Origin of the sequence: Bradyrhizobium sp. 87, assembly GCF_023073015.1 — a bacterium.
Classification (GTDB): Bacteria; Pseudomonadota; Alphaproteobacteria; order Rhizobiales; family Xanthobacteraceae; genus Bradyrhizobium; species Bradyrhizobium canariense_D.
The window spans coordinates 581,172-601,481 of the sequence record NZ_JADPIQ010000048.1; the positions used below are offsets into that span (position 1 = coordinate 581,172).

Annotated in this window: 14 protein-coding genes and 1 pseudogene; 9 read left to right on the plus strand and 6 right to left on the minus strand. The window is 63.0% G+C overall.

Annotated elements, in window-relative coordinates; all coding sequences use genetic code 11:
• Positions 1 to 10 precede the first annotated feature (10 nt).
• The 7 genes from urtC to IVB50_RS12330 all read left to right on the plus strand — a co-directional run bounded on the left by urtC (position 11) and on the right by IVB50_RS12330 (position 8,951).
• Positions 11 to 1,150 carry an urea ABC transporter permease subunit UrtC gene (gene urtC / locus IVB50_RS12300; RefSeq protein ID WP_018455943.1) on the plus strand — a complete coding sequence of 380 codons (1,140 nt, stop codon included), beginning with the start codon at positions 11 to 13 and terminating at the stop codon, positions 1,148 to 1,150.
• 118 nt (positions 1,151 to 1,268) lie between these two features.
• A complete protein-coding gene (urtD, locus tag IVB50_RS12305; protein ID WP_018455944.1) occupies positions 1,269 to 2,024 on the plus strand; it encodes an urea ABC transporter ATP-binding protein UrtD in 756 nt (251 codons plus the stop codon).
• 11 nt (positions 2,025 to 2,035) lie between these two features.
• Positions 2,036 to 2,725, plus strand: coding sequence for an urea ABC transporter ATP-binding subunit UrtE (gene urtE / locus IVB50_RS12310; RefSeq protein ID WP_018455945.1), 690 nt, complete (start codon positions 2,036 to 2,038; stop codon positions 2,723 to 2,725).
• Between the two features lie 27 nt (positions 2,726 to 2,752).
• Positions 2,753 to 3,982: a formamidase gene (gene fmdA, locus IVB50_RS12315; RefSeq protein ID WP_007598072.1), complete on the plus strand. Its 1,230-nt coding sequence runs from the start codon at positions 2,753 to 2,755 to the stop codon at positions 3,980 to 3,982.
• Between the two features lie 90 nt (positions 3,983 to 4,072).
• A complete protein-coding gene (locus tag IVB50_RS12320; RefSeq protein ID WP_018455946.1) occupies positions 4,073 to 4,447 on the plus strand; it encodes a zinc ribbon domain-containing protein in 375 nt (124 codons plus the stop codon).
• Positions 4,448 to 4,487: 40 nt separating this feature from the next.
• Positions 4,488 to 5,528, plus strand: coding sequence for an aliphatic amidase (locus tag IVB50_RS12325; RefSeq protein ID WP_018455947.1), 1,041 nt, complete (start codon positions 4,488 to 4,490; stop codon positions 5,526 to 5,528).
• A gap of 303 nt (positions 5,529 to 5,831) precedes the next feature.
• Positions 5,832 to 8,951 (plus strand): autotransporter domain-containing protein, encoded by a 3,120-nt coding sequence (locus IVB50_RS12330; RefSeq protein ID WP_247295926.1) that lies wholly within the window; start codon positions 5,832 to 5,834, stop codon positions 8,949 to 8,951.
• A 3-nt stretch (positions 8,952 to 8,954) separates the two neighbouring features.
• Here the strand turns inward: IVB50_RS12330 and IVB50_RS12335 are convergent, their stop codons facing one another.
• From IVB50_RS12335 to IVB50_RS12355, 5 genes and pseudogenes are all read right to left on the minus strand, one after another.
• A complete protein-coding gene (locus IVB50_RS12335; protein WP_018455949.1) occupies positions 8,955 to 9,785 on the minus strand; it encodes an MlaD family protein in 831 nt (276 codons plus the stop codon).
• Between the two features lie 158 nt (positions 9,786 to 9,943).
• Entirely contained in the window at positions 9,944 to 12,163 is a 2,220-nt protein-coding gene (locus IVB50_RS12340; RefSeq protein WP_026233059.1) for an acetate--CoA ligase family protein, read from the minus strand.
• 159 nt (positions 12,164 to 12,322) lie between these two features.
• Positions 12,323 to 13,303 (minus strand): glycosyltransferase family 2 protein, encoded by a 981-nt coding sequence (locus tag IVB50_RS12345; protein ID WP_085361926.1) that lies wholly within the window; start codon positions 13,301 to 13,303, stop codon positions 12,323 to 12,325.
• Between the two features lie 151 nt (positions 13,304 to 13,454).
• Positions 13,455 to 14,024, minus strand: coding sequence for a class GN sortase (locus IVB50_RS12350; protein ID WP_085361925.1), 570 nt, complete (start codon positions 14,022 to 14,024; stop codon positions 13,455 to 13,457).
• A gap of 189 nt (positions 14,025 to 14,213) precedes the next feature.
• Positions 14,214 to 16,474, minus strand: a pseudogene (locus IVB50_RS12355) (marine proteobacterial sortase target protein).
• 183 nt (positions 16,475 to 16,657) lie between these two features.
• Here IVB50_RS12355 and IVB50_RS12360 point away from each other — a divergent pair.
• A complete protein-coding gene (locus IVB50_RS12360; protein ID WP_247295928.1) occupies positions 16,658 to 17,428 on the plus strand; it encodes a helix-turn-helix transcriptional regulator in 771 nt (256 codons plus the stop codon).
• 47 nt (positions 17,429 to 17,475) lie between these two features.
• Entirely contained in the window at positions 17,476 to 18,987 is a 1,512-nt protein-coding gene (locus tag IVB50_RS12365) for a glycosyltransferase family 2 protein (protein WP_018455954.1), read from the plus strand.
• A gap of 50 nt (positions 18,988 to 19,037) precedes the next feature.
• Here the strand turns inward: IVB50_RS12365 and IVB50_RS12370 are convergent, their stop codons facing one another.
• Positions 19,038 to 20,258 carry an ABC transporter substrate-binding protein gene (locus IVB50_RS12370; RefSeq protein WP_247295930.1) on the minus strand — a complete coding sequence of 407 codons (1,221 nt, stop codon included), beginning with the start codon at positions 20,256 to 20,258 and terminating at the stop codon, positions 19,038 to 19,040.
• Positions 20,259 to 20,310: the final 52 nt, after the last annotated feature.

Sequence of the window (20,310 nt, forward strand, 5' to 3'; positions counted from 1 at the left end):
CAGGCAAGTCATGGTCATCAACTCACGCTTCTTCAATCGATCCGAGCTCATGGGCTTCCTCGTGCTGGCCGCCGTGCTGTTCGTGATCCTGCCGCTCTCGCTGGATGTGTTCCGTCTCAACCTCGTCGCGAAGTATCTGACCTACGCCTTCGTCGCGCTCGGTCTCGTGCTGTGCTGGGGCTACGGCGGCATTCTCAGTCTGGGGCAGGGCGTGTTCTTCGGCCTCGGCGGCTATTGCATGGCGATGTTCCTCAAGCTGGAGGCCTCCAGCGTCGAAAATACCAAAATCCAGTCGACGCCAGGCATCCCGGACTTCATGGACTGGAATCAGATCACGTCACTGCCACTGTTCTGGCAGCCGTTTCACAGTCTCGCCTTCACCATCCTCGCCATCATCTTGGTCCCCGGCATCTTCGCGCTGATCATCGGCACTGCGATGTTCAAGCGGCGCGTGGGCGGCACCTACTTTGCCATCATCACCCAGGCGGTGGCGGCCATCCTCACCATCCTGATCGTGGGCCAGCAGGGCTACACCGGCGGCATCAACGGCATGACCGACCTGCGCACCCTCAAGGGATGGGACATCCGGCCCGACCACGCCAAGGTCATCTTGTACTTCGTCGAAGTGGTGCTGCTGTTCGCCTGCATCGGCATCGCGCAGTTCATCCGCCTGACCAAGCTCGGCCGCATCCTGGTGGCTATGCGCGAACAGGAGGACCGCGTCCGCTTCTCCGGCTACAGCGTCGCCAACTTCAAGATCTTTGCGTTCTGTATGGCCGCGGTTTTCGCCGCGATCGGCGGGGCCATGTTCGCGCTCAATGTCGGTTTCATGTCGCCGTCCTTTGTCGGCATCGTGCCGTCGATCGAGATGGTGATCTACACCGCGGTCGGCGGACGGATGTCGATCTTTGGCGCGATATGGGGGGCCATTCTGGTGAACTTCGCCAAGACCAGCCTGTCGGAATCCTTTCCGCAACTCTGGCTGTTTGGTCTCGGCGCGCTGTTCATCGCGGTCGTGCTCGCTTTCCCGAACGGCCTGTCGGGGCTCTGGGCCGACTATGTGCAGCCGCGCGTCGACCGCCTTTTCGCCTCGCGCAAGAAGCCGGGCTGGAGCGACAATTCGGTTGCCGACGGCGCACCAGCAGAGTGAGGAGACCATCATGCTCGTCGGTCATCACGATGCCGATGCCATGCTGGCAGTGAGGAGATAGGTCATGCTCGTCGGTCATCGCGATGCCGATGCCACGCTGGCAGTGAGGAGATAGATCATGCTCGTCGGTCATCAGCCCAAGGAATTCCTGCTCGCGGTCTCCGGGCTGACGGTTTCCTTCGACGGCTTCAAGGCCGTCAACGATCTCTCGTTTTACGTCGAGGAGAACGAGATCCGCGTCATCATCGGCCCCAATGGGGCCGGCAAGACCACGGTGCTTGACCTGATCTGCGGCAAGACCAAGGCGACCGAAGGCTCGATCCAGTTTCGCGGGACCGAGCTGACCAAGCTGAAGGAGAACGAGATCGTCAAGGCCGGCGTCGGCCGCAAGTTCCAGACGCCGTCGGTGTTCGAAGACCTCACCGTGTTCGAGAATCTCGAGATCTCGTTTCCGCGCGGCCGCACCGTATTCGGCTCACTCACGTTCCAGCGTGACCAGCTGGTGAGGTCACGCGTCGGAGAGGTTGCCGAGATGATCTTCCTCAAGGACAAGCTCAACACCTATGCCTCCGAGCTCAGTCATGGCCAGAAGCAATGGCTCGAGATCGGCATGCTGCTGATTCAGGATCCTGACCTGCTCATGCTGGACGAGCCCGTCGCCGGCATGAGCGTGTCCGAACGCACCAAGACCGCCGAGCTGCTCAACCGCATCATCAAAAACCGCTCGGTGCTCGTGATCGAGCACGACATGAAGTTCGTCGAGGACATCGCGCACAAGGTCACCGTGCTTCACCAGGGCCAGATCCTCTCGGAAGGCACCATGGAAAAGGTGAAGAACGATCCCAAGGTCGTCGAAGTTTATCTCGGTCACTAAGGAGCGCGACGATGCTGGCTATTTCTGATCTTCACGTCGCCTACGGCCAGAGCGAGGTGCTGCACGGGCTCAACGTCAAAGTCGCGCCCAACGAGATCGTGGCGATCATGGGTCGCAACGGCATGGGCAAGACCACGCTGATGAAATCGCTGATGGGGATCCTGCCGGCCAAGAGTGGCTCGGTGACCATGGACGGCGCCGAGCTCGGCAGCCTGCCGAGCTACGAGCGGGTGGCCAAGGGGCTCGCCTATGTGCCGCAAGGCCGCATGATCTTTTCTACCATGACGGTGAAGGAGAACATCGAGACCGGCCTCGTGGTCTCCGGCGGAACCGAAGTGCCCGGTGACATCTACGAACTGTTTCCGGTGCTGCTGGAGATGAAGGACCGCCGTGGGGGCAATCTCTCCGGCGGCCAGCAGCAACAACTCGCGATCGCTCGTGCGCTGGCGACCAAGCCAAAAGTGCTGCTGCTCGACGAGCCGACCGAAGGTATCCAGCCGTCGATCATCAAGGAGATGGCGCGCACGCTCAAGCACATCCGCGACGAGAAGGGGCTTTCAATCGTCGTGTCCGAGCAGGTCCTGAGCTTCGCGCTCGATATCGCCGACCGTGTGCTGGTGATCGAGAACGGCGAGATCGTCCGTGATGATCCGCGCGGCGCCGTCGATGCCGCACAGGTCTCGAAATATCTGTCCGTCTAACCAACCGTGTAAAAGGGGAGCCTCTCGATGCCAGAGACACTGATCAAGGTCGATCTCACCAAGTCGGCCTATGAAAATGACATGGTGCATAACCGCTGGCACCCCGACATTCCGATCGTGGCCTGGGTCAATCCCGGCGACGACTTCATCATCGAGACTTATGACTGGACCGGCGGTTTCATCAAGAACAACGATTCCGCCGACGACGTGCGCGACATCGATCTGTCGATCGTGCACTTCCTCTCCGGCCCGATCGGCGTCAAGGGCGCCGAGCCCGGTGACCTCCTCGTCGTCGACCTGCTCGACGTTGGCCCGATGAAGGAGAGCATGTGGGGCTTCAACGGCTTCTTCTCCAAGCAGAACGGCGGCGGATTTCTTACGGATCATTTCCCGCTGGCGCAGAAGTCGATCTGGGACATCAAGGGTCTCTACACCTCGTCGCGGCATATTCCGGGCGTCAACTTCGCCGGCCTGATCCATCCCGGCCTGATCGGCTGTCTCCCCGATCCGAAGATGCTGGACACCTGGAACAAGCGCGAGGCCGAGCTGATCGCAACCAATCCGACCCGTGTGCCCGGCCTCGCCAATCCGCCGTTCGCGCCGACCGCTCATGGCGGCCGCGCCAAGGGCGAGGTCAAGGACAAGATCGGAGCCGAAGGCGCGCGCACCGTGCCGCCGCGGGAGCATGGCGGCAATTGCGACATCAAGGACCTTTCGCGCGGCTCGAAGATCTACTTCCCGGTCTACGTGCCCGGCGCCGGTCTCTCGATGGGCGATCTCCACTTCAGTCAGGGCGACGGCGAGATCACCTTCTGCGGTGCGATCGAGATGGCCGGCTGGCTGCATCTGAAGGTCGAGGTGATCAAGGACGGCATGGCGAAGTACGGCGTCAAGAATCCGATCTTCAAGCCGTCGCCGATCACACCGAACTACAAGGACTATCTGATCTTCGAAGGCATCTCGGTCGACGAGGCCGGCAAGCAGCACTATCTCGACGTCACCATCGCCTACCGCCAGGCCTGCCTGAATGCGATCGAATATCTGAAGAAGTTCGGCTACTCCGGCGCCCAGGCCTATTCGATCCTTGGTACGGCACCGGTTCAGGGGCACATCTCCGGCGTCGTCGACGTGCCCAATGCCTGTGCCACATTATGGCTGCCGACGGAAATCTTCGACTTCGACGTGATGCCGTCCTCGGCAGGTCCGATCAAGCACATCAAGGGCGATATCCAGATGCCGATATCGCCGGACAAGTAATCCCTGCGCGACCGGATGCGAGACGGCGTATCTGCCGCCCCGCATCCGCCGCGACAGTTCTCTCACAGACAACAGCGTAGGGATGATGCGATGCCGGTCTATGAATATCTCTGTGACGATTGCGGTCCGTTCAAGGATATGCGCCCGATGGCCGAATGCGACGATCCGCAAGCCTGTCCGCAATGTGAAATCATGGCGCCCCGCGTGATTCTGACCGCCCCGAACTTCTTCTGCATGCCGTCGGAGACGCGCAAGGCTCACGCCGCCAACGAGCGCAGCACGCACGCGCCGCAGACGCTGGCGCAATACAAGGCCTCGCATGGCCCCGGTTGCGGCTGCTGCTCCACGGGCAAGAATTCGTCAAAGAACGCGCCGGATAAGAACAAGCCGGCGCGGCTGGTGACCAAGACCAGGAGCGGTGCCAAGGGTTTTCCCACCGCGCGGCCCTGGATGATCAGTCACTGATTCACGCGGCAATCTCAAACAGAGTAGAGGAGCAATTCAAATGCTTCACGGTGACATCTCCAGCAGCAACGACACCGTCGGCGTCGCGGTGGTCAACTATAAGATGCCGCGCCTGCACACCAAGGCCGAGGTGCTCGACAGCGCCCGCAAGATCGCCGACATGGTGGTGGGCATGAAGACCGGCCTTCCCGGCATGGACCTGGTGATTTTCCCGGAATACTCCACCCAGGGCATCATGTACGACTCCAAGGAGATGTATGAGACCGCTTGCGCGGTGCCCGGTGAAGAGACCGCGATTTTTGCGGAGGCCTGCCGCAAGGCCAAGGTGTGGGGCGTGTTCTCGCTCACCGGCGAGCGCCACGAGGAGCATCCGCACAAGGCGCCCTACAACACCCTGATCCTGATGAACGACAAGGGTGACATCGTGCAGAAGTACCGCAAGATCATGCCGTGGGTGCCGATCGAGGGCTGGTATCCCGGCAATTGCACCTATGTCTCCGACGGCCCGAAAGGGATGAAGGTCAGCCTGATCATCTGCGACGACGGCAACTTCCCGGAGATCTGGCGCGACTGCGCCATGAAGGGGGCCGAGCTGATCGTGCGCTGCCAGGGCTACATGTATCCGGCCAAGGAGCAGCAGATCCTGATTTCAAAAGCGATGGCATGGGCCAACAATGTCTATGTCGCGGTCGCCAACGCTGCCGGCTTCGACGGCGTCTATTCTTACTTCGGTCACTCCGCGATCATCGGTTTCGACGGCCGCACCCTCGGCGAGTGCGGCGAGGAGGACTACGGCATCCAATATGCCCAGCTGTCGAAGCATCTGATCCGCGATGCGCGCCGCAACGGCCAGTCGCAGAACCATCTCTACAAGCTGGTCCACCGCGGCTACACCGGCATGATCAATTCCGGCGAAAGCCCGCGCGGCCTCGCCGTCTGCCCCTATGATTTCTACAAGAACTGGATCGCCGATCCCGAAGGCACCCGGGACATGGTCGAGGCGATGACGCGCGCGACGCCCGGTACCGCCGAATGCCCGATCGACGGCATCCCGAATGAAGCGGCGCCCACCAATTACTAAGCCGTTGCCCAAATCAGTGTGTGTGAAGGCGTGCCGCTCGCTCCCGTTGGGACGCGGCGCCGCCCCAGATGATCAGTCATTGATGTGAACGACGGTCAATACTGCGACCGAACCGCACACGCAAACGTCGTGGATCGACTAGGCTGCGCCGGAAAAGCGTGCCTCTGGTGCAACATGGTCCGCTGAATCAGTCCGGTTTTGCTGTCCCCCAGCGATTCCGCCGATTCCGTAGTTCCACGGAGGGGCCCGGCGGCCTAGTTTGCCGGCGGCGCCGCTGGGGAGCGCTGGACTGAGGGCATCAAAGTGGAATTTGGGCCGCCGAAGGCTGGTCGGATTGGGCTGCGCCTTGCCGCGGTCGCTTCGTCTGTCGTGGCGGTCGTTCTCAGCCTCGGCCTATCGGCGACACCTGCGCAGGCGGACTGCGCGCCCGACCCGGCGGCAAGCGGGCAGACCGTCACCTGTAGCGGCACCGATGCCGACGGCTTTGCGGCAAGCGGCGGCGTCACCAATCTGACCGTAAATGTGCTGACTGGCGCCAGCGTCAACGATAACGGCACGGCGGCGATCAACGTCAATGACACCAACGTCATCACTAACAACGGCACGGTGGCGGCGGGCTCGGGCCTCACCGGCATCAATGGCGGCAATTCGAACACCGTGACCAACAACGGCGCCATCACGGTGCTTGATAACGGCCTCGGTATCTCCGCGCTCGATCACAACATCATCATCAATGCCGGGACCGTCACCACCGGCGACCACGGCAGCGCGATCTCGGTAGGAAACAACAATAGCGTTAGCAACAGCGGTGCGCTGTCCATCGGCGCGTCGGGCGCGGGCATCTTCGCGGTCCAGAGCAACACGATCACCAACGCCGCGACGGGCACGATCACCGGACTCGATGATTCAATCGGGATTTTCGCTTCGTTCGGTGGCACGACCGTGACCAATGCAGGCGCGATCAAGGTCGGCGATTCCTCCGGCTTCTCCGGCGGCATCGTTGCGACCATGGATAACAACACGGTCACCAACACCGCCACCGGCACGATTTCGGTCGGGCAGGGTGCCGCTGGCATCTTTATGCAGGGTAGTTTTCAAATCGTCAGCAATTTCGGCGCAATCACGGCCGGCGACTTTGGTGCCGGCATCGCCTTGTTCGGTGATGACGCCAAGGTCACCAATAGTGGCTCGATCAAGTCGGGCGATGGCACGTCCGCCGGCATTGCGGTGCAGGGCAATCGGGTCGCGATCAACCAAAACGGGACGATCAGCGTGGGTCTGGGCGGTGCGGGCATCGCGTTTACGGGCCTGTCCTCCACGATCAGCAACAATGGACGGATCACAGGGGCCGATTTCGCCGAGGGCATCGTAGCTCTCGGTGATTCCAACACCATCATCAACAGAGGTACGATCACGGTCGGCGATTCCGGCTTCGGCATCGACGTGAGCTCGTTCACAACGACAAACCACGTTGTCAATACCGGAACCATCACCGTCGGTGCTGGCGGCGTCGGCATCAGCGTGAGCGGCGGGGCCAACGTCTTCAACTCCGGGACCATCAACGCTGCGGCCGGAATCGCTGCAATCGAGTTTTGTGTCTGCGGCCCCAACACGCTGACGCTAGGACCCGGCAGCATCATCAACGGCCTGGTGCTCGGCACTGGCGTCGACACGTTCCAGCTCGGAGGCATCGGCAAGGATACGTTCAACCTCGACCTGATCGGTCCCCTTCTTCAGTATGACGGCTTCTCGACCTTCAACAAGGTCGACAATTCGACCTGGACGGTGACCGGCACGGGTAATCAGGACTGGAACGTGCTGGGCGGCACGCTCACGCTGGCCGGCACCATCAATGGCAATGTGAGTGTCGCGGCCGGCGGCACGTTCGGTGGCGTCGGCACGGTCGGAAGCTCCATCTCCGTCAACGGCGGTACGCTAGCACCGGGCAGTCCCACCGGGACGCTCAACGTGTCCGGTGATCTCTCGTTTACGTCGGCGTCGCACTACATGGTGCAGGTCTCGGGCACCAGCAACGGCGTCGCGGTCGTCACGGGAACGGCGACGCTCGCCGGCGCCACGGTCGTCGTCGTACCGACCGGCTCGATCGCGAAGCACTACACGATCCTGAACGCGGGCACGCTGCCCGACAGCTTCAATCCGGTCGTCGCGGGTTTGTCATCGAACCTGCATGCGACCCTGAGCTACGACCCCAACAACGTCTTCCTGGATCTCGCGCTGGGCTATGGCGGCGGCCTCAATATCAACCAGCAGAATGTCGCCAACATTCTGACGCACTACTTCGACAACACCGGCAGCCTTCCCGTGGTGCTGGCGAATCTCTCGCCGACGGGACTGACGCAAGCCTCCGGCGAATCAGGGACGGGATCGCAGCAGACGACGTTCAATGCGATGAACCAATTTATCGGCTTGTTGACCGACGTCTTCAGCGCGGGACGCGGCGGCGCACCGGGCGCGACGCCCTATGCCGACGAGACGAACGCGACTGCCTATGCCGCGACCCGCAAGAACGCGAACGAAGCCCTTGCTTCGATCTACCGCAAGGCACCGCCGCTGACATTCGAGCAGCGCTGGGACGTCTGGGCCGCCGGCTATGGCGGCTCGCAGGCCACTGACGGCAATGCGGCGCTTGGCTCGAACAACGCCACCAGCAGCGTGTACGGCACGGCGGTTGGTCTGGATTATCGCTTCTCGCCGTCGACGATCGTAGGTTTTGCGCTCGCCGGCGGCGGCACCGGCTTCAATGTCACCGGGCTCGGCTGGGGCCGCTCGGATTTGTTCCAGGCCGGCGCCTTCGTGCGTCACAACGCAGGACCGGCCTATGTCACGGCCGCGCTGGCCTATGGCTGGCAGGACGTCACGACCAATCGCATCGTCACCGCCGCCGGCGTGGATCAATTGCGTGCGCAGTTCAACGCCAACGCGCTCTCGGGCCGTGTCGAGGGCGGCTATCGCTATGCCTGGCAGTGGATCGGCCTCACCCCCTATGCGGCGCTCCAGGCCACCGTGTTCAGCCTTCCGAGCTATTCGGAGTTCGCTGTGGTCGGCAGCAACGTCTTCGCGCTGAATTATGCCGCCAAGGACGTGACCAGCACCCGCACCGAACTCGGCCTGCGCGCGGACAAGTCCTTTGCCGCAGCCGGCGGCCTGATAACCTTGCGCGGCCGCGTCGCCTGGGCGCATGACTACAATCCGGATCGCACCATCGGTGCGGTCTTCCAAACGTTGCCGGGATCGGCGTTCGTGGTGAACGGCGCCGCCCAAGCACACGATTCCGCGCTGACCACAGCGGCGGTGCAGATGAGCTGGATGAACGGCTGGTCTGCGTCGGCGACTTTCGAGGGCGAGTTCTCGAACGTCACCCGCTCTTACGCCGGCAAGGGCGTCGTCCGCTACGCGTGGTAGGCGCTACCGTTTCTGCTGCGCCGGCTTCCGGGGCGGTCGCGGAGCGGCGGCCGGCGTGGGTGTCCCGCTCATCTTGTTGGCGGCTTCGCTGACGTCGAGCAGCGAGCGACGGATGTCATCGAGGAAGTTCGCCGATTTCTTTTTCATGGTGTCGGCGAGTTCGTGCAATCCCTGGATCTTTTCGAACAGCTCATCCGCCTTGCCGTCGGCAAAGCCGGGCACCACGCCTTCGATCTTTGTGACCGCCTTGTCGAAGCCCGCGAAGGCGCTGTCGACCCTGGCCATGACGGAATCGATTTCGCCGCCCTTGCTCCGGAGATCGGCGGTGTAGTTCTCGAACGTGCGCAGGCCTTCCTTGATCGCCGGGGCGTTGCTGACGATCGTACGGTCGACGCTATGCAGGGTGTCGACGATCGATTCGGCATCGCTGAGATCGGCGGTCAGCACGGGGACGCCGTCCGAGTCCAGCGGCACTGGCGGCGCCGAGGGCGCGCCGCCGATCAGCGAGACCGCGGCGACGCCGGTGAGGCCCTGGAACTCGATGCCCGCGACGGTGTCCTTGCGTATCGGCGCGGTATTGTCGAGCATCACCAGGGCCACGACCTTGCGCGGATTGTCCAGCTTGATCGACAGGATTTGGCCGGCGGGGACGCCATCGAAATTGACCGGTCCGCCGCGGCGCAATCCGCTGGCGGAGCCCCCCTCGAATACCACGCGCAACTGGCTGCGGCTCTGGAGGGTGCGCCATTTCTGCACGCCGAGCACGCCGCCGAACGCCACGGCGATCACCGCCAGCGTCGCCGTTCCGATCACCAGATTGCTCGCGCGTGCCATGCGGGATGATTTTACGGCCAAAGCGGGGAAGTTGGAAGGATGATGGCGTGGCCGCAATAATAGGATGGGCGAGTTAGGGAAGCGTAACCCGCCACTTCCTCTCGCGTTTTGTCGCAAGGATTGGCGGATTACGCTGCGCTAAACCGCCCTCAGCGACATCAATGCCCGGCGGTGTTCTTGGCCGCAGCATTGTTCAGCACGATCAGGGCATCGACGGCGACGCCTGTTTTGGCATTGATCAGGAACGGATTGACGTCGATCGAGGCGATCCGGTCGCCAGCATCCGCGATCAGGTTGGACAGGCCGACCAGCGCCTTCACCGCGGAGGCCTCGTGCAAGGCCGGTTTGCCCCGATAGCCGCGCATCTTGATACCGGCCTTGGTGCGGCCGATCAGGAGTCGAGCCTCAGCCTCGTCCAGCGGCGCGCCGGCGAGCGCGACGTCCTTCATCAGCTCGATGTCGATGCCGCCAGTGCCGAACAGCACGACCGGGCCCATCTCGGCATCGAGGGAGGCGCCGACCACCAGTTCCAGATCTGCCTTCACCTGTTGCGCGATCAGGATGCCGTCGAGCTTCGGCTTGCCCTTCAGCTTGCTCAGCCGCGCGGTGATGTCGGCGAACGCCTTCTTCACCGCGGCCGGGTTGTTGAGATTCAGCACCACGCCGCCGATATCTGATTTGTGCAGGATCTCGGCGCTGACGACTTTGGCCACGACGGGGAAGCCGATCTGCTTGGCGATCTTCACGGCCTCGGCTGCCGTCTGTGCGATTGCCTCCTTCGAGATCGGGATGCCATAGGCCTTCAGCAGCTTCTTGGAGGCGACCTCGTCGAGCGCGGCGCCAATTGCCGATTTCAGCGCCTTCTCAAGCACGGCGCGCGCTGCAGGCTTCGAGCTGGAGACGATATCAGGCACTTCCTTGCGCAGCTTGGCGTAGTCGAGCAGCGACTTGATCGCAGTCACCGCGCGATCCATGCCCTGCATGACCGCGAGATGCGGCAGCGACTTGCGCAAGGTCTTGGTGAACTCCGTGAAGCCGATCGACATCGCGCTGATATAGATCACCGGCTTGCCGGCCCGGCTCGCCATCTCGTCGACGATGCGCAGATTGCGCTCGCGCAGCTCGTGCGGCGCTTTCGGCAGCTCGGCATCGATGATGACGATGTCGATATCGGGGTCGTCGATCATCAGCCCGATCGATTTCATGTAGACGGAGGGATCGACCACCGCGGCAAAGCCGGCGTCGAGCGGGTTGCCGACGATCGAGCCCGGCCCGAGCATCTTTGCCAGCTCCGAGCCGACATGCGAGCTGAGTGGTGCAAAATTCAGGCCTTCTGCATCGAAGGCGTCGATCAGCATGCCGCGCTTGCCGCCGGATAGCGTCACTGCGGCGAGCCGGTCGCCCCTGGGCACTGCGGCGTGGACGAAACATTCGGTGGTCTCGATCAGCTCGTCGAGCCCGCCGACCCTGATGACCCCTTCGCGCGTTGCAATGGCGTCGAAGGTCTCGATCGAGCCCGCGAGCGCGCCGGTATGTGCCATCGCCGCCGCGCGGCCGCCCTCGGACGCTCCGAGCTTGAGCGCGATCACCGGTTTGCTCGCGGCGCGCGCCGCCTTGCAGGCGTCCCGGAATGCCTTGGTGTTGCGCACGCCTTCGAGGTAGACCACGATCACCTTGATGCTAGGATCCTCGGCGAAATAGCGCATCAGGTCCGGCGTCTCGAGCCCTGCCTCGTTGCCGGTCGTCACCATGTAGCCGACCCCGACGCCGCGATCTTCCAGGGCCTGGCGGATCGCCATGACGATGGCGCCGGATTGCCCGGCAATCGCCACCGCGCCCTGTTCCATGGTGACGATACGGTCGTCGATATTGGTGAAGAGCTTTTCGCCCGCGCTCAAATTGCCGAGGCAGTTCGGGCCGGTGACCGCCAATCCCGTCTCGCGCACGGCCGCTTGCAGTTCGGCGGCGAGCTTCTGGCTTTCCTCGTCCTGCAACTCGCTGAAGCCCGAGGTGACGATGGTGGCCGAGCGCGCGCCGGCCGCGGCGGCATCGCGGATCACCTGCACGGCAAAGCGCGCCGGCACCAGCACCAGCACGTGGTCGGGCTTCTCCGGGAGGCTTGCAAAGTCCTTGTAGCAGGGGACACCCCAGATGGTGTCGCGCTTGGAATTGACGGGATAGAGCCCGCCCTCGTAGCCGTATTTGACCAAATTGTTCCAGATGCGCTCGGCATAGTTGCCGGGCTTGTCGGTCGCGCCCACCAGCACGATGTTGCGCGGATGCAGCATGGCGTGGATGCCCTTGACGATGTCGCTGGCATCGGGCGGCGGAGACCATGGGCGCGATGAAGCTGAGGCGGCAGATACGCGAGCTTCCATGGTGTGACCTCACCTGTTGTTCTTGTTGGCGGTGCGTCACTCTGTTCTATGGCGAGTTCTTCGGACTGGCAACCACGTGGGCGGGTATGCCGTGCGGTGGAATGAGCGCGCGCCAAGCCCTGGTGATCGACATTTTGGGATCACTGCTCGCGCCGTGGTTCAGTATCGCAGGATGCCGAGCTTGTAGGCGTAGTGATAGGCCAGCTGCTTCGCCAGATAAGGAGCGATGGCGCGCCGGATCTGCATCTGTGTCGGTTCGAAGCCGAGAATGCGTCGCCGCAGGATGCCCATCTCCCTGACGCCGACCGCATAGGTCGATGCCGTCTTTTGTGCGTCATGGATTCGGAAGCAGGCGAGAAATCGCGGCAAGCGTGCAAATTTGAATCCTGCGGCTTGCGCCCGCAGGATGAAGTCCCAGTCCATCGCGTAGTGTAAGCTCTCGTCGATCGGCCCGATCCTGTCCCATACGCGCTTGCGCCAGAACATCGTCTCTTGCGGAATGTAGTCGGCATATCGCAACGCCTTGCCGTCATGAGGCGGCAGCACGGCGCGGCCGACCTCGAGTCCCTCGCGATCGATGAAGACGCGATGGCCGTAGACGACGTCGACACGCGGATGTGCGATGAAGTAATTTGCGACATACGCAAGTGTCCCGGGCAGCAGCACGTCGTCGCTGTTGAGATAGGCCATGATCTCGCTCTCGGCGCCGACGAAGCCGAGATTGATGGCGCTGGATTGCCCCTTGTCCGGTTCGCTGCTCCAGCTCAGGCTATCGCCGCGCCTCTTCAGGAGATCGAGCGTGCCGTCGATCGAGGCGCCGTCCTGCACGTGATAATACAGGTCCGGATAGTTCTGGCTGACGATGCTGTCGATCGTGGCGCCGAGATATTGCGCATGGTTGTAGCTCGGAGTGACCATCGCGATTCTGGGCGCGCCCGGATGGATCGCAGGAGCTCGCGGGAAAGCCGTCAGGTTGAGCAGGCGCGGCGGATATTGCTCGAAGGTCCACATCGGCGGGCGGCGCCAGAGGCTCCGAAGCGAGGAGCGTCTTTGCCCGGCGGCGATAAGATCCTGGTTCCTCTCCAGGAGCGCGACGCGGCTTTCCAGCTGTTCGAGACGCTGCCTGAACTCCTCATCCATCACCGTCTTCTCGCAAATTACAGCGGAAATGCTCAATAGGCCATTCTGATGGGTCTGCGGTCGACGGCGCCGGTTCAGGGGTTCCATCGAGCGGCATTGTCCCTACAGGTCGGGCGGATTCAAGAGGGGGGTGCGGATCGATTGCGAACCGCTATTCATCAGTGCCGATCAGGGTAGCATGCAGGATGTAGCGCTCGGGGCCGGACGCGACGGCGTTGAACGGCCAGCAGGTCGCGAGCACGAGTTCGGCTGCCCGTGCCGCAGGATCGATCCCCGAGGCATCGAAGCGAACCACAGCGGAGGAATCCGCGCGAAAACGAAAGTGCTTGCCATCACTGCGTGTGACGTCGATCAGGTCACCAATGGCGACATTCCGCAGGAAACGGAAATGAGTGTCGCGGTGCGCTGCATATACGGCAACGCCCCGCTCGCCCGCGTCAGCCGTTTGGCGGATATGGCCGGGCCCGAAAGCGAGCGCCTGGCCGCTCGCGCCTTCCAGTACGATCGCGCGGGCGCCGATCCGCCTCACCTCGATTCGCGCAACCGGCCAAGTATCGGCCCATGACCATGGCCTGACCACCTCGCCGGTCGCAACGCTCTGGTCGAATGCGCGCTCCAGCAGCACCTGCGCGAGCCATGCTTTGGCATGGATGTAGGCGCCGTCGCCGAACAGGATGATGCCGATCAGGGCGAGAGCGAGGGGAGAGATGATGCGCGGCATTGTACTAATTCCCGTCATTGCGGGGAGCGAAGCGACGAAGCAATCCAGACTGTCTCCGTGGATGAGTTTCTGGATGCTTCGCTTGCAATGACGAAGGTGAGAGGGCGAGTTCAAAAAGGCGCGCGCGGCCGTTGGTGTGTGGGACGGGCAGCCGCGCGCGCTAACAGAGGAGTTCGGGGGGCTCCTCTCTCAAGCGGCGTCAGTGAGCAAGGACTGACGCCGCTTGAACACGAACAGGATCAGGGCGAGCACGACCAAGATCAGGCCTGCGGTCATTTTCAGCTCGGCCGAGGTCGCGGTCTTGGGCAGGCGGATCGCATCCGGTGCAGCGGGCGTCGGTCGCCTCGTGGCCGGCTGGTTGCGTGCATCGGCGTGACGCTCGCGGAGCTGCGCTGGGACCTGCTGTCGTTCGCCAAAGACCTTCGCGAAATCCCAACCGGCCGGCAGGTTGATCGGCAATTCGCTGGGCTTGAGCGGCTCGCCTTCGGGACGGCTCGGCGTCTTGTCGACCGCGACGAGGCTGGTGAGCCGCGTGACGATCTGATGGTCGAGCGCCAGTGCCAGGATTGCCTTGTCCGAGTCTTCGGGCGTCATTTCGCGCAGGGTGCGCGCCACTTCGGCATCGGCGATCTTGCGCTTGGCCCAAAGCTTCGACAGGCCGTTGCCTTCGGCCGTATTTTGCAGCGGCAGCGTCACCGACCATGGGCGGTCACCGACGCGGCCCTTGATTTCGACCGAGCCCGCAAGCGTGTCGAGCTTTGCCGCCAGCACCAGCGGCTCGTCGCGATAGACGTCGGGAATGATCGTCGGTGTGACGTCGGCCTTCGCTTCGGAGAACTTTACGCTCAGCCCGGTCACGGCCGGGTTCTCGAGCTTGGCAAACAGGCCGCGCATGCGCTCCTCGACCTGCTCGACGGAGCCGATATGGGTGAAGGCACCGCGGCCGAGCTCGGCGGCGCGCGTCATCAGATAGGTGTTGGGCGCCGACCCGATGCCGACCATGAACACGCGCGAGCGGCCGCGCATCGCCGTGATCGTTTCGAACAATTGCTGCTCGTTGCCGATCGCACCGTCGGTCAGGAATACGACCTGGCGAACCATGCCGGCGTCGCCAAGCTTGTCGGTCAGCGCGGCCCCATCGCCGGCACCATCTCGGTGCCGCCACGCGCCTGCAGCGCGCTGACGAACGAGGTGGCTTCACCGACACGCTCGGCATCCGCCGCGACGGAGACCGGAAACAGCACGTCCATGGTATCGTCGAAACGGATGACGTTGAAACGGTCGGTCGGCTGGAGACGGGAGAGCGCGTAGGTGAGGCTCGCCTTGGCCTGAACGATCGACGTGCCGCCCATCGAGCCGGAATTGTCGATCACGAATATCACCTCGCGCGGCCGCGGCTTCTGCGTCGCCTGCTCGGCGGCGGGCGGGGTGACAAAGGCAAGCAAATAATCGGCGTCGCCGACGCGCTCGCGAAATAAGCCGACCGACGGCGCCTTCACGGCCGCTGGCTTCCAGGTCAGTTCGAAATCGCGGTCGGCAGCCACGGCACCGTCGGCAAGCGAGACGATTCGCATCGTATTGTCCGGGCTCGCGACCTTGACGTTATGATGGGGGCTCGTGACCTCGCCGAGCGCAAAGCCGGCGTTCAGACGCACCGTGATGCTGGTCGGATTGACCGGTGCATTCCTGGCGGGATCCAGCACGGGCGGCGAGATGCGGTCGCGGTCCGGCACCGGGTCCGAGTTGGTCGCGCCCCAGCCGGAGCCATCGTTGCGGAAATCGACGCTCTGGACGATCGGCGCCGGATTGTAGCGCGGCCCGACCACCAGCGGCAGGCGCAGCGAATATTCGTTGCCGGATTGATGCACCGGCTCCTGATATTCGATCTGCACCAGCACGGTTTCGCCAGGGCCGATATTGGCGACCGAGTTGGTGAAGATGTTCGGCCGCTCCTGCTCGGTGAGCGCGGCCTTCTGGCCGGCGCGGCGCGCCTCTTCGTAGATCATGCGCGCCTGTTGCCGCTCCTTGATGTCCCCGACGATGACGCGGTTGCCGACCACCATCTTCAGCGAATCGACGGCGCCGTCCGCGGGGAGCGGATAGACATAGGTCGCCTCGACCCAGTCCTTCGTCGGGTTGCGAAAGATTTGGGTGACTCGTGCTCGCAGTGTCGGGCCCGACACCGTGATGTCGACGTCGATGCCGAGGCGGATCGCTTCCGTGTAGGCGCCATCCTCCTTGAGGAGGAGAGAACCGGATTTGGCATCGCCGGGCTGGAGCAGGCTGGCCTGCTCCGTCGTCGCCGACCAGCCCGGCTCGAAGCTCACCAGCAGGGCCACGAAGGCGACCAGCATCACCGCGATGCCCTGCGCCAGAAGGAACAGTCCGACCACGATCAGTCTGCCCAGCCAAGGGTGTTCGTTGCTGTCCGTCGTGTCAAAAGTATCCATTTGGCCTGCTCCCGAGCATGTTTGCTGGCCCCGAGCATCCGCCGGGACGGCCCGATTTCGCGAGCAGAATGATCGGCAATGTTCCGCCACGGCCGGCCCGGCCGGCCGCCTCCGAGATGGCGAAGTGCGGTTTTGTGCTGGTTTGTCCGTCCTGCTAGGATGTCGTCCTGGAGCAGGGCCACGATGCAGACGCAGGACAAATTCACCGACAAGCAGCTGTCGGACGAGCAGAGCCGCGAGATCGCGGAGACCATTCGCGAGGAGCTCGCCAGGCGCCGGATCTCCCGGCAGGCGCTGGCCGAGCAGGCCAAGCTCAGCCTGTCGACGCTGGAGAAGGTGCTCGGCGGCCGACGGCCGTTCACGCTGGCGACCACGGTGCGGCTGGAGCAGGCGCTGGGCGTCTCCCTGCGCAGAAGCGCCGCCGTAGTGACGCCTCCGGCCGCAAACGATGTCGCGCCCGACAGCCTCGGCTCCTATGCCCATCGCGCGGTGACGTGGCTCGAGGACGTCTACATCACGCTGCGACCGTCGTTCGGCGACAAGGACGCGATCTTCGCCTACCGCACCGAGATCGTCTGGGAGCCGAAGGTCTCTTCACTGGTGTTCCGCGAGGGCGAGCGGACCGATGCCGCCTATGAACACACCGGCGAGGTCGCCGTGCCGCATCAGTCCGGCTTCATCTATCTCGTCATCATCAAGCACGGCCAGCATCGCGTGATCACTGTGTCGCGGCCGACGGTCGCCGGCGAGATGTACGGGATCATCTCGACGCTCCGCGCCGGTCCCGGCTCGCAGCTGACGCCGATCGCAGCGCCGATCGCTTATGTGCCGCTCCGAAACTTCGCGAAGCCCTCGCTGGGTCGGGTCGCGCCCGGCGATGCTAACCACGAATTGTACCAAAAGCTTCTGCGCCGAACGGTGGAAGAATCGTTCGCGCTGTTTCTGTCGGTATAGCCCGCAAGAAATTATCCGGAATGACGAGCATGCGTCTATAAGGGGACATGCAGGACGCGTCCGCACTCTACGACGGCGAATCTCCGCTGTTCTCAATCATTATCCCGCTCGAATCTCACCGCGGGCAGTGGGAGATGTCCTGGCTCGGCTGGACGTCGCAAACTGCCGACACATCGCTCTACGAGATCATTCTGGTCGTGCCTCCGGATTTCACGGCACGCGAGCAGTTGAAGGCGCTGGCCGGCAACAGGGCTCGCCTCGAATTCACCGATTCCGAACACGACATCGGGCTCTGCGCATTCGGCGCGACGAAGGCGCGCGGCAGCTATCTGTTCTTCACGGAATCGCACTGCCGGCCCGAACCCGACGTGATCGAACTCTGCATTCGCGCGATCGATGCTCATCCCGATTGGGCCGGCTTTTCCTGCCGTTCGATCCCGATCTGCCATAACCGGTTATCCGTGGCAGAGGCCGCCATGTACCAGGCCGACATCGAGTTCGGTATGAAGCAGCATCCCTGGCGCAAGGTCCTGGATCAGTGTTTCGTGACGCGGCACGACGTCTACCGGGAATGCGGCGGCCTGCGCGAGGAGCTCGGTCATTTCGCCGAATGGGTGCTCGCCGCCGCCTATCACGCGAGAGGTCATTCCATCGGCTATCTCGAGGAGGCGCGCTTCCATCACTACTATGTCGGTGAGATCGGCGAGCTGAAGCAATTCACGCTCGACTTCGTGCAAGGCGAGATTCGCTATCTGAGCGAGGCCCGCAACGATGCCGGCAGCGAGCTGCTCGACATTCCGGTCGAGTGGAGCTCGCGGAGCGAGGCCGGCGCGTCGCTCGCCCGCAATGCACTGAACGCGCTCCTGCGCTCCAGCCTCGGTGACGGCGGGGGAGGGCCTGGCGAGAAATGGCTGGCGGTATGGCGTTGGGCCGTGCCGGCGCTGCTCGGCGGTCTCGGCGCGCGCGGTTTCGCGCGGCTGGCGGCATGGCACGCGCGGGCCGTGCTGGTCGCTGTGACGGCCGCCGGATCGAGCGATGCGATCGCGCGATGGATGCGGCGATACATCGCCGCGCTGATCCGGCATCAGAGGCTCGATTGCATTCACCGTCTCGGACGAGATGCGGGACCTGTTGACGGGCTCCTTGGTGAGCGCGTTGTCGCGCAGATCGGATTCCATGCCGAAGAGTTCTCTGCCGGTCACACTTTCCGCTGGAGCGAACCAGAGGCAGCCGTGCGCATCAAGGGGAAGCCGGGCCGCACCATTGTCCGCGTTCGAAGCCCCGCACTTCGCGCACCGCTAGATACGATAGACACGCGATTCTATGTCGATGGCACGGCCATCCGCCCCGAAGCGGTCGTGACCGGTTGTGACAGCTACAGGCTGAGCCTCGATCTGCCGCCGTCAGGCATCGCCACCCTCGCCTGGGCATGCCCCATGTTCAGGGGCGTCGGCGATTCGCGTCGTCTCGGCCTGCCGATCGCGGGCATCGACGTCGGCGACGACATGATCGAGGTTGAAAGCGCGGGAACAGCGCCGTCGCTTGCTGGAAAAGAATAGCGGCCCTTCGGCCGCTATTCGGTCGATTCAGGCTGTTGCTCTCAGTCGAACTAGCCGCCCGTTTCGGCGCTGATGATATCGCCGAACAGTTCCCACTGGCCCTTCTTGAACCGCCACATCTTGAGCTGCTCGATCGGCGCGAAGTCCGTGGCGGAGGTGTTGATCTTGATGCCCGGGATCAGTGTGTCGGGCACGAAGTCCTTGAGGCTCGCTGCCTGCTTCATCACATTCTCACGGGTCAGATTGTCGCCCGCCTGCTTCAGCACCTGCACCATGGTCTGGGCTGCGGCATAGGCGTAAACCAGATTGGCGTCCGAAATATTTGCACCGGGTATGTATTTGTCGACGAAGACCATGAACTTCTTCATGCCCTCATCATCCTTCCACTGCGGATCCGACGCATCCTTCAGATAACCAGCCGACAGCACCCCTTCGGATGCCTCGAGGCCGGCAGGCTTCATCACCGCGCCGATGGACACCGAGACATCGGTCATGAGATGCATCGGCTTCCACTCCAGCTCCGCGATCTTCTTGATCGCCTGCGCCGCGAATTTCGGCGTGGCGATGTTCACGAAGACATCGGCGCCGGTGCCCTTGAGCTTGACGATATGAGCATCGATCGAGGGTTCCGACGTCTCGTAGCTCTCTTCGGCCACGATCAGTTTCGATGCCTTGTCACCGAACACGTCCTTGATGCCGGCGAGGTAGTCCTTGCCGAAATCGTCGTTGGCATAAAAAATCGCGACCTTCGCGTCCGGCTTCTCCTTCAGAATATACTTCGCGAAGATCTGTGCCTCGACGCGGTAGCTGGGCTGGAAGCCCATCGTCCAGGGAAAGTTCTTCGGGTCATTCCACTTGCTGGCGCCTGTGGCGAGGAACAGCTGCGGCACCTTCTTGGAATTGTGATACTTCTGCACGGCGGTCTGGGTCGGCGTGCCCAGCGCGTTGAACACCAGGAAGACCTCGTCGCTCTCGATCAGCTTGCGGATCTGCTCAACGGTCTTAGGCGGCGAGTAGCCGTCGTCGTAGGAGATCCAATTGATCTTTCGGCCGTTGATGCCGCCCTGATCGTTGATCATCTTGAAATAGGCTTCCTCGGTCTTGCCGATGACGCCGTAGGCGGAAGCCGGGCCGGAATAGGCCTCGACATTGCCGATCTTGATCTCGGTGTCGGTGACGCCGGTGTCGTACGCCTTTTGCGCATACGCGGTTTGGGCTGTCAGCAGCATCAGCGCCGTTGCTGCGGCGAGCAGGGAGAGTTTCTTGTTCATGAAAATTCCTTGGCTTTTCTGGGTTGGAACACGCACGTCAAAAAGAAAAGTG

Excerpts from the sequence above, each read along its gene's own strand:
- urtC (WP_018455943.1), top strand. The coding sequence starts at position 11 with ATGGTCATCAACTCACGCTTCTTCAATCGATCCGAGCTCATGGGCTTC.
- urtD (WP_018455944.1), top strand. The coding sequence starts at position 1,269 with ATGCTCGTCGGTCATCAGCCCAAGGAATTCCTGCTCGCGGTCTCCGGG.
- urtE (WP_018455945.1), top strand. The coding sequence starts at position 2,036 with ATGCTGGCTATTTCTGATCTTCACGTCGCCTACGGCCAGAGCGAGGTG.
- fmdA (WP_007598072.1), top strand. The coding sequence starts at position 2,753 with ATGCCAGAGACACTGATCAAGGTCGATCTCACCAAGTCGGCCTATGAA.
- IVB50_RS12320 (WP_018455946.1), top strand. The coding sequence starts at position 4,073 with ATGCCGGTCTATGAATATCTCTGTGACGATTGCGGTCCGTTCAAGGAT.
- IVB50_RS12325 (WP_018455947.1), top strand. The coding sequence starts at position 4,488 with ATGCTTCACGGTGACATCTCCAGCAGCAACGACACCGTCGGCGTCGCG.
- IVB50_RS12335 (WP_018455949.1), bottom strand. The coding sequence starts at position 9,785 with ATGGCACGCGCGAGCAATCTGGTGATCGGAACGGCGACGCTGGCGGTG.
- IVB50_RS12340 (WP_026233059.1), bottom strand. The coding sequence starts at position 12,163 with ATGGAAGCTCGCGTATCTGCCGCCTCAGCTTCATCGCGCCCATGGTCT.
- IVB50_RS12345 (WP_085361926.1), bottom strand. The coding sequence starts at position 13,303 with ATGGATGAGGAGTTCAGGCAGCGTCTCGAACAGCTGGAAAGCCGCGTC.
- IVB50_RS12350 (WP_085361925.1), bottom strand. The coding sequence starts at position 14,024 with ATGCCGCGCATCATCTCTCCCCTCGCTCTCGCCCTGATCGGCATCATC.
- IVB50_RS12360 (WP_247295928.1), top strand. The coding sequence starts at position 16,658 with ATGCAGACGCAGGACAAATTCACCGACAAGCAGCTGTCGGACGAGCAG.
- IVB50_RS12365 (WP_018455954.1), top strand. The coding sequence starts at position 17,476 with ATGCAGGACGCGTCCGCACTCTACGACGGCGAATCTCCGCTGTTCTCA.
- IVB50_RS12370 (WP_247295930.1), bottom strand. The coding sequence starts at position 20,258 with ATGAACAAGAAACTCTCCCTGCTCGCCGCAGCAACGGCGCTGATGCTG.